This window comes from Terrabacter sp. NPDC000476, from assembly GCF_040300125.1.
GTDB lineage: Bacteria > Actinomycetota > Actinomycetes > Actinomycetales > Dermatophilaceae > Terrabacter.
On the sequence record NZ_JBEPDF010000003.1, the window covers coordinates 474,297 to 489,324 of the forward strand.

The window sequence follows — 15,028 nt, forward strand, 5'->3', positions numbered from 1 at the left end:
ATCGGCGGATGAGCCTCGGATCGTCTGACGTGCCCGCCGCTTTCGCCACGATGGGGCTGACGTACGACGACGTCCTGCTCCTGCCGGGCTACAGCGACCTCGCGCCGAACGACATCGACACGACGACGCGGCTGACGCGCGAGCTGTCGATCCGTTCGCCCCTCGTCTCGGCCGCGATGGACACGGTCACCGAGGCCCGGATGGCCATCGCGATGGCCCGCCAGGGCGGCCTCGGCGTGCTCCACCGCAACCTCTCGATCGCCGACCAGGCCTACCAGGTCGACCTCGTCAAGCGGACCCAGACCGGGATGATCTCCAACCCGATCACCATCGGCCCGGACCGCACGCTCGAGGAGCTCGACACGATCTGCGGGGAGTACCGCGTCTCGGGCCTGCCGGTCATCGGCGAGGACAAGAAGCTCATCGGCATGGTGACCAACCGCGACCTGCGCTTCACGCCCGTCGCCGACTGGGCCACGACGCTCGTGCGCGACGTCATGACGCCCATGCCGCTCATCACCGGCCCGGTCGGCATCAGCCGCGACGAGGCGACGGCCCTGCTGCGCCAGCACAAGCGCGAGCGCCTGCCGATCGTCGACGCCGAGGGCCACCTCGCGGGACTCATCACCGTCAAGGACTTCGTCAAGGGCGAGCAGTTCCCCGACGCGAGCAACGACGCCGACGGCCGGCTCATGGTCGGCGCGGCCATCGGCTACTTCGGCGACTCCTGGGAGCGCGCGACGACCCTCATCGAGGCCGGCGTCGACGTGCTCGTCGCCGACACCGCCCACGGCCACGTGCGCCTGCTCATCGAGATGGTGCAGCGCCTCAAGAGCGACCCCGCCACCCGGCACGTGCAGGTCATCGGCGGCAACGTCGCGACGCGCGAGGGCGCCCAGGCGTTCGTCGACGCGGGCGCCGACGCCGTCAAGGTCGGCGTCGGCCCGGGGTCGATCTGCACGACCCGCATCGTCACCGGCGTCGGCGCCCCCCAGGTCACGGCGGTCCACGCCGCCGCGCAGGCCTGCAAGCCGGCCGGGGTGCCGGTCATCGCCGACGGCGGCCTGCAGTACTCCGGCGACATCGCCAAGGCGATCGTCGCGGGCGCCGACTCGGTCATGGTCGGCTCGCTCCTCGCCGGCTGCGAGGAGAGCCCGGGCGAGCTGATCTTCGTCAACGGCAAGCAGTTCAAGAGCTACCGCGGCATGGGCTCGCTGGGCGCGATGAGCAGCCGCGGCAAGAAGTCCTACTCCAAGGACCGCTACTTCCAGGCCGAGGTCGAGTCCGACGACAAGATCGTGCCCGAAGGCATCGAGGGCCGAGTGGCCTACCGCGGTCCGCTGTCGGCCGTCGCCCACCAGATGCTCGGCGGCCTGCGCCAGTCGATGTTCTACGTCGGGGCACGCACCGTGACCGAGCTGCAGGAGAAGGGCCAGTTCGTGCGCATCACCTCGGCCTCGCTCAAGGAGAGCCACCCGCACGACATCCAGGGCATGGTCGAGGCCCCCAACTACACCGTCGGCTGACCCGCTGGGCCCAGCCGCCCGAGCACGGATGCCGTCCCGCGGGCCCCGCGGGACGGCATACGTGCGCCCGGGGCCGGGTCGGTAGGATCGGCCGGTGACCGAGATCGAGATTGGCCGAGGCAAGCGCGGACGGCGCGCCTACTCCTTCGACGACATCGCCGTCGTGCCCTCGCGGCGCACGCGCGACCCCGAGGAGGTCTCGGTGTCGTGGCAGATCGACGCCTACCACTTCGACATCCCCGTCATGGCGGCGCCGATGGACTCGGTCGTCTCGCCCGAGACCGCGATCACGCTCGGCAAGCTCGGTGCCCTGCCGGTGCTCGACCTCGAGGGCCTCTGGACGCGCTACGAGGACCCGACCGCGCAGCTCGCCGAGATCGCCGAGATCGGCGCCGACGCGGCGACCGCGCGCATGCAGCAGATCTACGCCGAGCCGATCAAGCCCGAGCTCATCACCGAGCGCCTGCGCCAGCTGCGTGACGCCGGGGTGCCGGTCGCCGGCGCGCTCTCGCCGCAGCGCACGCAGCAGCACTGGAAGACCGTCGTCGACGCCGGGGTCGACCTCTTCGTCATCCGCGGCACCACCGTCTCGGCCGAGCACGTCTCGGGGCGCGCGGAGCCGCTCAACCTCAAGCGCTTCATCTACGAGCTCGACGTGCCGGTCATCGTCGGCGGCGCGGCGTCCTACACGGCGGCCCTGCACCTCATGCGCACCGGCGCCGCGGGCGTGCTCGTCGGCTTCGGCGGCGGCGCCGCGCACACGACCCGCACCGCGCTCGGCATCCACGCCCCGATGGCCTCGGCCGTGGCCGACGTCGCGGCGGCGCGCCGCGACTACCTCGACGAGTCCGGCGGCCGCTACGTGCACGTCATCGCCGACGGCGGCGTCGGCACCTCCGGCGACATCGTCAAGGCCGTCGCGTGCGGCGCCGACGCCGTCATGCTCGGCGCGGCCCTCGCCCGCGCCACCGACGCCCCGGGGCGCGGCTACCACTGGGGGCCCGAGGCGCACCACGCCGAGCTGCCCCGCGGCGAGCGCATCGCGCTCGGGGCGCAGTCCTCCATCGAGGAGATCCTCTTCGGCCCGGGCCGACAGGCCGACGGCACGACGAACGTCATCGGGGCGCTGCGCCGCGCCATGGCGACGACCGGCTACTCCGACGTCAAGGAGTTCCAGCGGGTCGAGGTCGTCGTCTCGCCCTACCTCGGCAACTGAGCCGGCGCCCGCCCGCCCCACGGGGAGCGCGGGCGCTCCCGGTTAGGATGAGTACGGCATACGCCCTCGAGCGACGGTGGCGCGGTGCGACAGTCGGACGCGAGTCCGCCGCAGACCAGAACCACGCAGCACGGGACTCACGTGGGTGCCCCGTGCGGGAAAGGCACCAGAGATGACCGAGGCGACCCCCGACACCGTGACGACGCCGGACGGGGGCCGCCCGCTCTTCTCGATCGTCTCGGCCGTCTACAACGTCTCGCGCTACCTGGCCGAGTACATCGCCTCGATCGAGGCGCAGACCTTCGACCTCTCCCGGCTGCAGGTCGTGCTCGTCGACGACGGCTCCACCGACGACTCGCGCGAGGTGCTCGAGGCGTGGGCCACCCGGGCCGCCTGCGAGGTCGTCGTGCTCCACCAGGAGAACGCCGGTCAGGCCGCCGCCCGCAACGCCGGCCTCGAGCGCGCCACGGGGGAGTGGGTCACCTTCCTCGACCCCGACGACACCGTCAACGAGGGTTTCCTCGCCTCGATGGCCGCCTTCGTCGAGGCGCACCCCGAGGTGCAGTTCCTCTCCGCGAACGTCGTGCTGCGCCACGAGGGCACCGGCGAGCTGGGCAAGCACCCGCGCTGGAAGATGTACACCGACGACCGGCTCGTCGACCTCGACGTCGCCACCTCGTTCATCCCGGGCAGCTCGACGACCTCGCTGATGCGCCGCGACGTCGTCGGCGACCTGCGCTTCAACGCCGGGCTGCGGCCGAACTTCGAGGACGGCGACTTCGCCGTGCGCTACCTCCTGCAGGCGCCGAGCCGCCAGACCGGCTTCGTCGGGTCGGCGAAGTACTTCTACCGCAAGCGCGCCGACCAGAGCTCGACGCTGCAGACCGGCATCTCCGCGGTCGGACGCTACTCCACGGTGCCGCGCGACGGCTACCTCGCGCTGCTGCAGCACGCGCGCGGGCAGGACGGCGAGATCCCGATGTGGGTCCAGCACGTCATCCTCTACGAGCTGTCGTGGTACTTCTCGTCGGAGGACGCGATGGCCAACTCCGCGTCTGCCATCGAGGGCGAGCTCGCCGCGTCGTTCCGCGCGACCCTCGGCGAGATCGCCGAGCTGCTCTCGCCCGACGTCGTCGACTCGTTCTCGATCCGCAAGCTGCAGCCGCACTGGCGCGACATCCTGCTGCACGGCCTGCGCGGCACGTCGTGGCACACGCCGTATGCCGTCACCGACCAGTTCGACCGCACGAAGAAGCTCGTGCGGGTGCTCTACCGCTACATCGGCGAGCCGCCGGCCGAGAAGGTGACGTTGCGCGGCCGCGCCGTCCCGCCGGTCTTCGCCAAGGTGCGGGCCATCGAGTTCTTCGGCGACACCCTCATGTGGGAGCGGATCCTCTGGGTCGACGCCCGCGGCACCCTCGAGGTGCGCCTCGACGGCGCCCGCGTCGAGCTGCTCGGCGGCTGGATGGGGGTGCGCACGCGGGCCCTGGGCGCCCGCGCCATCGCCAACCGCTTCCGCCGCCCCGGCCGCCGCCGCAAGGAGGCCCTCGACCGGCTCAAGGTCGACCCGGTGCGCGTGCTCGCCGGGCGCGGCCCGGTGCGCAAGCAGTTCAAGGACGCCTGGGTGCTCATGGACCGCATCCACGACGCCAACGACTCCGGCGAGATCCTCTACCGCTGGCTGCGCGACCACCGGCCCGACGTCAACGCGTGGTTCACCCTCGAGAAGGACACGCCCGACTGGAAGCGCCTGCAGGCCGACGGCTACGGCTCGCACCTCGTCGCCCACGGCACGCTGCGGTGGAAGCTGTTGATGATCAACGCCGCCCACCTCATCTCCTCGCACATCGACGCGCCGGTGCAGAGGCCGCCGGCGATCCTCCAGCACGTCCAGCCGAAGTGGAAGTTCACCTTCCTGCAGCACGGCGTCATCAAGGACGACCTGTCGAAGTGGCTGAACCCCAAGCAGATGGACGTCTTCGTCACGTCGACGCCCGGTGAGTACGAGTCGATCGCCGGTGACGGCAGCCCGTACGTCTTCACGGACAAGGAGGTCGCGCTCACGGGCCTGCCCCGCTTCGACCGCCTCCACGAGAAGGCGCAGCGGATCACCGGCGACGCGTGCGACCTCATCCTCGTGGCCCCGACGTGGCGCAACTGGCTCGTGCCGCCGCTCAAGGCCGGCAGCCAGCGCCGCGTCATCGACTCGCACTTCTTCGAGACCGAGTACGCCCGTGCGTGGACGGCGTTCCTGCGCAGCCCCGAGCTGACCGAGCTCGCGGCCCGCACCGGCCGCACGGTGGCCTTCCTGCCGCACCCGAACATCCAGCCGGTCCTCGCCAAGATGGACCTGCCGGACTCGGTGCTGCGCCTGTCGTTCGACGGAGCCGACGTGCAGGAGTACTTCGCGCGCTCGGCCGTCATGGTGACCGACTACTCCTCGATGGCGTTCAACGCCGCCTACATGGACCGACCGGTCGTCTACTTCCAGTTCGACGCGCAGCGCGTCATGGCCGGCGGCCACGTCGGGCGCGCCGGCTACTTCCAGTACCCGCGCGACGGCTTCGGACCGGTCGTCGACGACGTCGAGGCCGCGGTGGCCGCCGTCGCCGACATCGCCGAGAACGGGTATGCCGCCCGCCCGGAGTTCCAGGCGCGCATCGACGCGACGTTCCCGCTGCGCGACGGGCAGTGCTGCGCCCGGGTCACGGCGGCCGTCGAGGCGCTCGACCGGCCGCTCGCACGCTGAGCGCGGGTCAGCCGCCGGTGCCGACGCTGCGGAGCGACAGGTTGCCGTTGCGGGTGCGGTAGGTCTCGACCCCGGCCCCGGGCACGGTGGCCGGCCCGTCCGCCAGCTCGTCCGCCGGCGGCGCCTCGATCGGTCGCAGCGGGCCGGGGCGGCGCGCGACGAACCGGCGCAGCCCGCTCGCGTAGCCCGCCTTGAGGTCCCACGTCACGTCGGCGGGCGGCAGGCCGGAGGCCGGGAGGTCGAGCTCCACCTCGAAGGCGCCGTCGCGGCCCACCGCCGCCGACGCCGTGGCGACGGGTGACGCCGTCGCGCGGTCGACGACGACCACCGTGACGCGCGGCGAGGCGCCGAGGGTGTCGTCGCCGTCGACGACCGACCCCCGCAGGCGCAGCCGGGCGCCGTCCCCCGACAGGGCCGTGCACCGCGTCGTGCGCACCCGCCGGCCTTGCGTGTGCAGCTGCTCGACGAGCGCCGTGAGGTCGTGGTCGGCCGTGGAGCCGGCCGCCGGCCGGTGCGGCCACCACCAGCCGCCGGAGCGCCGGACGAGCGGTCGGTCGACGTGGTGGGAGCGGAACGCGAAGAGGCAGGCGGCCAGGGCGCTCTCCGGCGTGCCGTCGACGAGCTCGCGCACCACGAGGCGGTAGGGCTGCTCGAGCCCGGCCCGCAGCTCGGCGGGCACGCCGGCCAGGTAGTCCGACGCGGCGGCGAGGAACGCGGTGCGGTAGGCCGGCTCGCGGGCGTCGAGGTCCTTGGCGTAGAGCGCGAGGTCGTGCCGCACGAACTTGTCGAGCTTCGCGGCGGCGAGGTCGGGCCGCCCCACCAGTTGGTCGTCGATGGCGCGGTTGGCCGCGACGCGGTCGTGGAAGTTGTCGATCTCGTGCCGTCGGGCCGTGATCGACTCCTCGCCGGCGACGTTGTTGACGTACCAGTGGTAGACGACCTCGTCGAGGGTCGCGACCCGGCGGGCGGCCGACCACACGGCGACGGTGAAGGGCTGGTCCTCGTAGAGGATGCGCTCGGGGAAGCGGATCCGGAGCTCGTCGAGCAGGCTGCGCCGCAGCACCTTCGCCACCGCGATGGTGTCGAGCCAGAGCGGCGACCCCGGAGCCAGGGGGCCGACCGGTCCGGACGTGTACGCCGTGGCCGGCAGCGGCGTCACCCGGTCGGTGCGCTCGTTGTAGCGGGCCACGGCACCCGCGGCGACGTCGGCGTCCGCGTCGACGGCGCGGTCGACGAGCCGCCTCAGCGTGCCCGGCAGGTACTCGTCGTCGCTGTCGACGAAGGCGACCCACTCGCCCCGGGCGTCGTCGAGGCCGAGGTTGCGCGGCGCGCCCGGTGCCCCGTCGTTGCTGCCGCGGTGCAGCACGCGCACCCGCTCGTCCGCCGCCGCGAGCCGGTCGGCCACCGCACCGGTGTCGTCCGTCGAGCCGTCGTCGACGACGAGCACCTCGATGCCGGGGCCCTCCCAGGCGGCGAGCGCCGAGGCCACGGCCCGGGGCAGCCGGTCGGGGTCGTCGTGGACGTTGCAGATGACGGTCAGCAGGGGAGCGGGGGAGCCCACGCGGGTCCTCTTCCGGTCGGGGAGCGGGACCCCATCGTAGGCGGGGCGCAGCGGCCGGGGCGGGCGCGCGGGAGCGCGCGAGTCGGCCGCGCAGAGGTTCGTGCGTTATTTTGTGGGGGTTGAGGTCGGTCGACCCGAGGCCGGATACGAGGCCGGACCCGCGCGTCGTGGATCCGGCCCTGCGCGGGCGCCACGGCGCCGGTGCGGCCCTCCCTCGTCCAGCAGCGGAACCAGCAGTTCGGAGCAGATCCCTTGGCAGCACCCGACGCGTCGAGCGCCACGGCCACCGGCGCCCCGACGGCCGTGACCGCACGTCCCGCCCCGGCCGGGCGCACCGCCAAGGCCGCGCCGCGCAAGGACATCCAGGCGCTGCGGGCCGTCGCCGTGACGCTCGTCGTGCTCTACCACTTCTGGCCGCAGCGTCTCACCGGCGGCTACGTCGGGGTCGACGTCTTCTTCGTCATCTCCGGCTTCCTCATCACGCTCCACCTGCTCGAGCGGCCGATCCGCTCCGGCGCCGACCTGCTCTCGTTCTGGGCCCGCCGCGTGCGCCGCCTCATCCCGGCCGCGACGGTGGTGCTCGTCGTCACCCTCGGCGCGAGCCTCGTCTGGCTGCCCCAGACCGTCCACGCGCGGAGCGCGCAGGAGGTCATCGCCTCGGCGCTCTACGTCGAGAACTGGATGCTGGCGCTCACCTCGACCGACTACCTCGCGACCGACCAGCTCCACTCGGCGACGCAGCACTACTGGTCGCTCTCGGTCGAGGAGCAGTTCTACATCGTCTGGCCGCTGCTGCTCGGCCTCGCCTTCCTCGTGGTGCGCCGTCTCGGCCGGTCGTTCCGCTTCCCGCCGCTCGTCGTCATCTCGGCCCTCACCCTCGCCTCGCTCGCCTTCTCCGCGTGGTTCACCGGCGAGGACGCCGCGCAGGCCTACTTCGTCTCGACGACCCGCGTCTGGGAGCTCGGCATCGGTGCCCTGCTCGCCGCCGCCGTGCACGCCGGGCTGCGGTTCCGCGTGCCCGTCGTCCGCGTCGGCCTCGTGTGGGCGGGTCTGGCCGCGATCCTCTGGTCGGCGGTCTCGTTCACGGCCGCCACGCCCTTCCCCGGGGTCGCGGCGCTGCTGCCGACCCTCGGCGCCGCTGCCGTCATCGCCGCGCGGTCCGACGACCTCGCTGCCGGCCCGCGCCGGCTGTGGTCGGGGCGTGCCGTCCAGTGGCTCGGCGACGTGTCCTACTCCGTCTACCTCTGGCACTGGCCGGCCATCGTCCTCGCGCCCTTCGTGCTCGACGACGACAGCGTCGCGTGGTGGCAGAAGCTGCTCGTCCTCGCGGTCGTGCTCGTGCTGTCCGCCGCGAGCAAGCGGTGGGTCGAGGACCTCATGCGGTTCACCCCGAGCATCGCGCGGAGCACCGGCCGCTCCTTCGTCCTGCTCGCCGTGTGCCTCGGGCTCTCCGTCGGCCTCGCCGGCATCGCCCTCTGGCAAACCCAGCGCACCGAGGCGGCCGCCGCCGCGGTGGTCGTCGACTCGAGCGCGCCGTGCGTCGGCGTCGACGCGTTCCGCACCGCATCGTGCGCCGGCCGCGACCTCGGCATGCTGACGAACCCGATCCAGGCGGCCAAGGACAAGCCGCAGGTCTACGCCGACGACTGCTGGAACAACCGCCCGTTCACCCGGCGCAAGGTCTGCAGCTACGGCCCGAAGGACGCCGCGGTCAAGGTCGCGCTCTACGGCAACTCGCACGCGGGCCAGTGGTCGCCGCCGATCCTCGCCACGGCGCGGGAGCGGGGATGGCGCGTCGACACCTACATCGCCTCCGAGTGCTACTCGGTCGACGTCCCCGTCGCCTTCGGCACGAAGGCGCTGGAGGACGCGTGCACCGCCCTCAACACCTGGGCCCGCGACCGCATCACGACGGGTGGCTACGACCTCGTCGTCATGTCCGACCGCACCCTCCAGCCGCTGGCGGGAGTGCCGGCCGCGCGCAAGGTCGCCACGGCGAAGGCCGCCTACGGCCGGGTCGTCGACGGCTTCGTCGAGGCCGGCGCGCGCGTCCTCGCCATCCGGGACACCCCCGGCTCGGCCGAGAGCGTGCCCGACTGCGTCGCCCAGCACGCCGACGACGTCTCCCGGTGCGCGACCGACGTCGCCTACCGCGGCACGTCGGGCCTCGAGCCGGACCCGCTCGCCGACGCCGCGAAGGCCCGCACGGGCACCGACGTCCACCTCCTCGACGTCACCGACCTGCTCTGCCGCGACGGGTCGTGCCCGGCGGTGCTCGGTGGGCTCATCACCTACTTCGACCACGGCCACATGACCCGCACCTTCTCGATGTCGCTGCTCCCCGAGGTCTCCCGAGCCCTGCGCGACGCGCTCGCCGGCGTCCCGGGCGCCTGAGCGGCGCGCGTCACACGGCATACGCCCTCGTGCGCCAGGCGGCCCACCCTAGGGTGGCGCCCATGGAGCACGACCACGACGTCGTCGTCATCGGGTCCGGGTTCGGCGGGTCGGTGGCCGCCCTGCGGCTCGCCGAGAAGGGCTACCGCGTGCACGTCTACGAGGCGGGGCGCCGCTTCGAGGACGCCGACTTCGCCCGCACGAGCTGGGACGTGCGCCGCTACCTGTGGGCGCCGCGGCTCGGCCTCTTCGGGGTGCAGCGCATCCACCGCCTGCCCGACTGCCTCGTGCTCGCCGGCGCGGGCGTCGGCGGCGGGTCGCTCAACTACGCCAACACCCTCTACGTGCCGCCGGACGCCTTCTTCCGCGACCGCCAGTGGGCGCACATCACCGACTGGAAGGCCGAGCTCGCGCCGCACTACGCGACCGCCTCGCGCATGCTGGGCGTGACGGTCAACCCGTGCGAGGGGCCGGTCGAGACGCTGATGCGCGACACGGCAGCCGACCTCGGCGTCGGCGACACCTTCCGCAAGACGCCGGTGGGCGTCTTCTTCGGCGAGCCCGGCAAGCGCGTCCCCGACCCCTACTTCGGCGGCGAGGGGCCGGCCCGCACGGGCTGCACCGAGTGCGGCAACTGCATGGTCGGCTGCCGCGTCGGCGCCAAGAACACGCTCGTCAAGAACTACCTCGCCCTCGCGGAGCGCCGCGGCGTCACCATCGAGCCGTTGCGCACCGTGACGCGCGTGCGCCCGCTCGACCCGGCGTCGCCGGGGCAGGGGTATGCCGTCACGACCGTCCGCAGCGGGTCGTGGGGTCGCCGCCGGGCGGGGGAGCGCACCGTCACGGCGGCCCAGGTCGTCGTCGCGGCGGGCGCCTGGGGCACGGCGCAGCTGCTCCAGGCGATGAAGGCCGAGCCCGAGGGGCGTGGCCTGCCACGGCTCTCCGACGCGCTCGGCACCCTGACCCGCACCAACTCCGAGGCGCTCGGCGGCGCCATGACGGCGCGCGTGCCCGAGGGTGTCGACCTGACGCGAGGCGTCGCCATCACCTCCAGCTTCCACGTCTCGGGAACGACGCACGTCGAGAACGTCCGTTACGGCAAGGGGTCCAACCTCATGGGGGCGCTCGCCGTGCTCCAGGTCGACGGGGGAGGGCGGCTGCCGCGCTGGGCGCGCTTCGCCGGCACGGCGGTCCGGCACCCCGCCGTCTTCGCACGGTCGCTGTCGACGCGGCGGTGGAGCGAGCGCACCGTCATCGCGCTCGTCATGCAGAGCCGCGACAACTCGATCACGGTGCGCCGCCGTCGCGGGCCGCTCGGCTGGCGCCTCACGTCGGAGCAGGGCCACGGCGAGCCGAACCCCACCTACATCCCCGAGGGCAACGAGGCGGTGCGCGCCATGGCCCGCCGCCTCGAGCAGTCGACCGGCGAGCGGTCGTGGCCCGGGTCGTCGGTCGGCGAGGTGTTCGACATCCCGATGACCGCGCACTTCCTCGGTGGCGCCGTCATCTCCGACTCGCCGGAGCACGGCGTCGTCGACCCCTACCACCGCGTCTGGGGCTACCCCGGCCTGCACGTGCTCGACGGCGCCGCGGTCTCGGCCAACCTCGGCGTCAACCCGAGCCTGACGATCACGGCCCAGGCCGAGCGGGCGGTGTCGCTCTGGCCCGCCCGGGGTGAGGCCGATCGGCGACCGGCCCAGGGCGCGGCATACCGTCTCGTCGACGCCTGACCCACCACCCGCACCGGCGGTGGGTGGGCGGGTGGGTGGGGCCGTCACCCCTCAGAGACGACCCCACCCGGGGTGCCGGCCCACCGGTCGAGTCAGTCGGCACCACCCGGACAACGAGCCGCCGGCGCCGGGGTTACGGCACCCGCGCCGCGAGTCCGGTGCGCCGACGGACCGCCACGAGCGCGGTCTCGCACGCCCGCACCGCGGCCGGATGCCGTGTCGTGGCGGTCCGTCGGTGCGCGGAGGGTCAGGCAGGGGTCGGGTTAGGGTCGGGCTGGGGTCTGGCGGGGCGTCGCGTCAGTGGGTGGGGGCGGGCTCGTCGCGCCAGGAGCGCCAGAGGGCGGCGTAGGCGCCGTCGGCGCGCAGCAGCTCCTCGTGCGAACCGATCTCGCTGATGAGGCCGTCCTCGACGACGCAGACCCGGTCGGCGTCGTGCGCCGTCATGAGCCGGTGCGCGATGGCCACGACGGTGCGGCCCTCGACGACCGCCGCGAGCGACCGCTCGAGGTGGCGGGCCGCGCGCGGGTCGAGCAGCGACGTCGCCTCGTCGAGCACGAGGGTGTGCGGGTCGGCGAGCACGAGCCGGGCGAGGGCCAGCTGCTGGGCCTGCGGCTCGCTGAGCCGGTGACCGCCCGACCCGACGACGGTGTCGAGGCCGTCGGGCAGCCCGAGGGCCCACCCGCGCGCGTCGACGGCCGCCAGGGCGTCGAGCAGCTGGTCGCGCGAGGCCTCCGGCCGGGCGAGGCGCAGGTTGTCCTCGAGCGAGCCGACGAAGACGTGGTGCTCCTGCGTCACGAGGGCCACCTGGCCGCGCAGTTGGGCGAGCTCGAGGTCGACGAGCCGCACGCCGCCGACGTCGACCCGCCCCTCGCGAGGCCCGTCGATGCCGGCCATGAGGCGTCCGAGGGTCGACTTGCCGGCGCCGGACGGCCCGACGATGGCGAGCCGCTCGCCGGGGCGCAGGTCGAGCGAGACGCCGCGCAGCACGTCGCGGCCGGCGCGGTAGGCGTAGTGCACGTCCTCGACCTCGAGGTGGTCGTCGGCGGGCTCCTCGCCGGTCGCCGCGCGGTCGGCGGGCACGTCGGCGATGCCGATGACGCGAGCGAGCGACGTCGCCCCGACCTGGATCTCGTCGAGCCACGAGATGAGCTCGTCGAGCGGCCCGGCCATCTGCTGGACGTAGAGGGCCACGGCCGTCACGGTGCCGGCCGTCGCCACGTCGCGCGAGATGAGGAAGCCTCCCCAGAGCAGCGTGACCGCGACGGGCGCGAAGAACGCGAACTCCACCGAGGGGAACCAACGCATCCGCAGGCCGAGGGTGTAGCGCTCGGCGTCGTAGCAGTCGCGCAGGGCGTCGTCCATGCAGCGCCGGCGACGACCCCGCAGCCTGAGCGCGTCGACGGTGCGCGAGCCGTCCGCCGACTCGGTGACGACGCCGTTGAGCACGGCGTAGGTCGCCCGCTCGCGCAGGTAGCCCTCGGGGGCGAAGCGCAGGTAGCGCCGGGTCGAGAGCACGAGGATCGGGGCGCCGACGAGCACCGCCAGCGCCACCTGCCACCCGGTGACGAAGGCGGCGACGAGCGTGATGGCCGTCGTGATGGCGCCGACGAAGATCGCAGGCACACCGAAGCGGATGACGTGCGAGAGGGCCTCGACGTCGTTGGTCGTGCGGGAGACGAGGTCGCCCGTACCGGCCCGCTCCACAGTGGAGAGGGGCAGCTCGACGACGCGCTCCATGAACTGCTCGCGCAGCTCGGCGAAGATCGTCTCGCCCATGACGAACGACGCGCGCCGGGCGAACCACGTGACGACCGTCTGCACGACGACGGCGCCGGCGATCCAGAGGGCGAGCCGGTTGACGACCTCGACCGACCGGCCGTGGCTGATCTCGTCGACGAGCAGGCCGATGACGCGGGGAGCGACGAGCGCCGCGACGGCCGCGACGGCGTGCAGCCCGACGACGGTGCCGAGGCTGCGCCGGTGCCGTCGCAGCAGGCCGCGGGTGTGCTCCCTGACCGAGGCCGTGTCGGCGACCGGGAGGGTGCGCGTGGTGGGGGCCGGTGTCGGCGACATCAGTCCTCCTCTCCGCGCACGACGGTGCGGCGGTAGTCGGGGTCGTCGGCCATGAGCCGGGCGTGCGTGCCGGTGGCGGCGACGCGGCCGTCCCGGAGGTAGACCACGGCGTCGGCCTGGTCGAGGATGAGCGGGCTCGCCGACATGACGACCGTCGTCCGGCCGGCGCGGGCCGCGGTGAGGCGGCCGGCGATCCGGGCCTCGGTGTGGGCGTCGACGGCGCTCGTCGGCTCGACGAGCACGAGCGTCTCGGCGTCCGAGAGCAGGGCCCGGGTGAGCGCGAGGCGCTGGCGCTGGCCGCCCGAGAAGGCCCGCCCGCGTTCCTCCACCTCGTTGTCGAGCCCGCCGGGCAGGGCCTCGAGCACGTCGTCGCCGCTCGCGACCGACAGTGCCGCGAGGACCTCGGCGTCGTCGTGCACGCCCCACGGGTCGAGCTCGTTGCGCAGCGTCCCGGTGAAGAGCCGGGGGTCGTTCTCCGACACGACGATCCGGCGTCGCACCGCGTCGAGGGAGGCGTCGGCGAGCCGGGTGCCGTCGAGCCGCACGTCGGTCTCCGCCGCCCCGAAGCGGCCGAGGCGGTCGGCGAGGGCGGACGTCTCCTCGGGACGGGCCGACACGACGGCGGTGAACCGTCCGGGCTCGATCGTGACGCCGCTCGCGGGGTCGTGGAGCGGGGCGGGGCCCTCCGGGAGGGGCGTGCCACCGGCGGTGTCGACGTCGTCGGGCTCGACGCGCAGGATCTTCGTCAGCTTGCGCGCGCCGATGTGGGCGCGCGTGGCGCGGTCGACCATCTCCGTGGCGGTGCGCAGCGGGATGACGAGGAAGGCGGTGTAGCCGTAGAAGGCGACGAGCTGGCCGGCCGTGATCTGCCCGTCGATGGCGAAGCGCGCGCCGAGCCACACGACGACGAGCACGAAGAGGCCCGGCAGCAGCACCTGCGCGGCGTCGAGCGCGGCCTGGTAGGCGGCCACCGTGTTGCCGACGCGGCGCACCGACTGCGACTGCACGGCATACCGGCTCAGGAAGGTGTGCTCGCCGCCGATGCCGCGCAGCACGCGCAGTCCGGCGACCGTGTCGGCGCCGAGGCCGATGAGCTTGCCCGACTCCTCGCGCTGGGCGAGCTGGCGCGTCTGGAGCGGTCGCACGATGAAGGTGAGGCAGGCGACGAGCACCGGCACGCCGATGAGGACGACGAGGCCGAGCGGCGTCGAGGCGCCGAGCAGGATGAGCGCCACCACGACGTAGGAGACGACCGCGCCGGCGAAGCGCGCTGCCACGTCGTAGAGCCCGCCGATGCGCATCGCGTCGGAGCTGACGGTCGCGACGACGTCGCCCGTCGGCACGGCGCGCGTCAGCGCCTCGCCCGTGTCGGCGGCCTTGTGGCCGATGAGCTGGGCGGAGCGGAACGCGCCCTGCATCCAGTTCGCCACGGCGTAGCGGTGGCGCATCATGCCGGAGAGGGCGCTGACGACGACGAGCCCGACGAGCACCAGGCACCAGCGCACGAGGGCGTCGGTGTCGCCGCCGAGGATGCCTTCGTCGATGGCCTTGCCCATGGCGGCCGGGAAGAGCGCCTGGCTGACGAGCCAGACGACGCCGAAGCCGATGGCGACGAGCAGCGTGCGCCACTGGCCCTTGCCCACCCACCGCAGGTATGCCGTCGGGCTGGTCAGGTCGGGAGAGCCCGGGTCAGCCAGGGGGAGTGAGATCACTTGCTGCAGTGTACGTTCGGCGCCGGCGTGCCTCACACCGGTTTTCGCCCGGCGCCGGCGGCGGGCG

8 protein-coding genes are annotated in these 15,028 nt (G+C 73.6%); 5 read left to right on the forward strand and 3 right to left on the reverse strand.

Translation table 11 applies throughout. The features are described 5' to 3' along the window. The first annotated feature begins 8 nt into the window (after positions 1-8). The 3 genes from guaB to ABT295_RS18225 all read left to right on the forward strand — a co-directional run bounded on the left by guaB (position 9) and on the right by ABT295_RS18225 (position 5,491). Complete coding sequence (gene guaB / locus ABT295_RS18215; RefSeq protein ID WP_352395808.1) at positions 9-1,526, forward strand: IMP dehydrogenase; 1,518 nt, start codon at positions 9-11, stop codon at positions 1,524-1,526. Between the two features lie 94 nt (positions 1,527-1,620). Next, complete coding sequence (locus tag ABT295_RS18220) at positions 1,621-2,742, forward strand: GuaB3 family IMP dehydrogenase-related protein (RefSeq protein ID WP_352395809.1); 1,122 nt, start codon at positions 1,621-1,623, stop codon at positions 2,740-2,742. 172 nt (positions 2,743-2,914) lie between these two features. Further along, on the forward strand, positions 2,915-5,491 hold the full coding sequence (locus ABT295_RS18225) for a bifunctional glycosyltransferase/CDP-glycerol:glycerophosphate glycerophosphotransferase (RefSeq protein WP_352395810.1): 2,577 nt from the start codon (positions 2,915-2,917) through the stop codon (positions 5,489-5,491). A 7-nt stretch (positions 5,492-5,498) separates the two neighbouring features. Here ABT295_RS18225 and ABT295_RS18230 read toward each other — a convergent pair whose 3' ends face one another. Further along, a complete protein-coding gene (locus tag ABT295_RS18230; RefSeq protein WP_352395811.1) occupies positions 5,499-7,052 on the reverse strand; it encodes a glycosyltransferase in 1,554 nt (517 codons plus the stop codon). Between the two features lie 252 nt (positions 7,053-7,304). On the opposite strand from ABT295_RS18230, the gene ABT295_RS18235 reads away from it, so the two are divergent. Both ABT295_RS18235 and ABT295_RS18240 read left to right on the forward strand, forming a co-directional pair. Next, positions 7,305-9,446, forward strand: coding sequence for an acyltransferase family protein (locus tag ABT295_RS18235; RefSeq protein ID WP_352395812.1), 2,142 nt, complete (start codon positions 7,305-7,307; stop codon positions 9,444-9,446). Positions 9,447-9,508: 62 nt separating this feature from the next. Then, the gene (locus ABT295_RS18240; protein WP_352395813.1) at positions 9,509-11,176 is read left to right on the forward strand and encodes a GMC oxidoreductase; all 1,668 of its coding nucleotides are present in this window, start codon (positions 9,509-9,511) and stop codon (positions 11,174-11,176) included. 297 nt (positions 11,177-11,473) lie between these two features. Here ABT295_RS18240 and ABT295_RS18245 read toward each other — a convergent pair whose 3' ends face one another. Both ABT295_RS18245 and ABT295_RS18250 read right to left on the reverse strand, forming a co-directional pair. After that, complete coding sequence (locus tag ABT295_RS18245; RefSeq protein WP_352395814.1) at positions 11,474-13,249, reverse strand: ABC transporter ATP-binding protein; 1,776 nt, start codon at positions 13,247-13,249, stop codon at positions 11,474-11,476. Then, positions 13,249-14,961 carry an ABC transporter ATP-binding protein gene (locus ABT295_RS18250; RefSeq protein WP_352395815.1) on the reverse strand — a complete coding sequence of 571 codons (1,713 nt, stop codon included), beginning with the start codon at positions 14,959-14,961 and terminating at the stop codon, positions 13,249-13,251. Before ABT295_RS18250 ends, ABT295_RS18245 begins: the two co-directional genes overlap by 1 nt. Between the last annotated feature and the right edge of the window lie 67 nt (positions 14,962-15,028).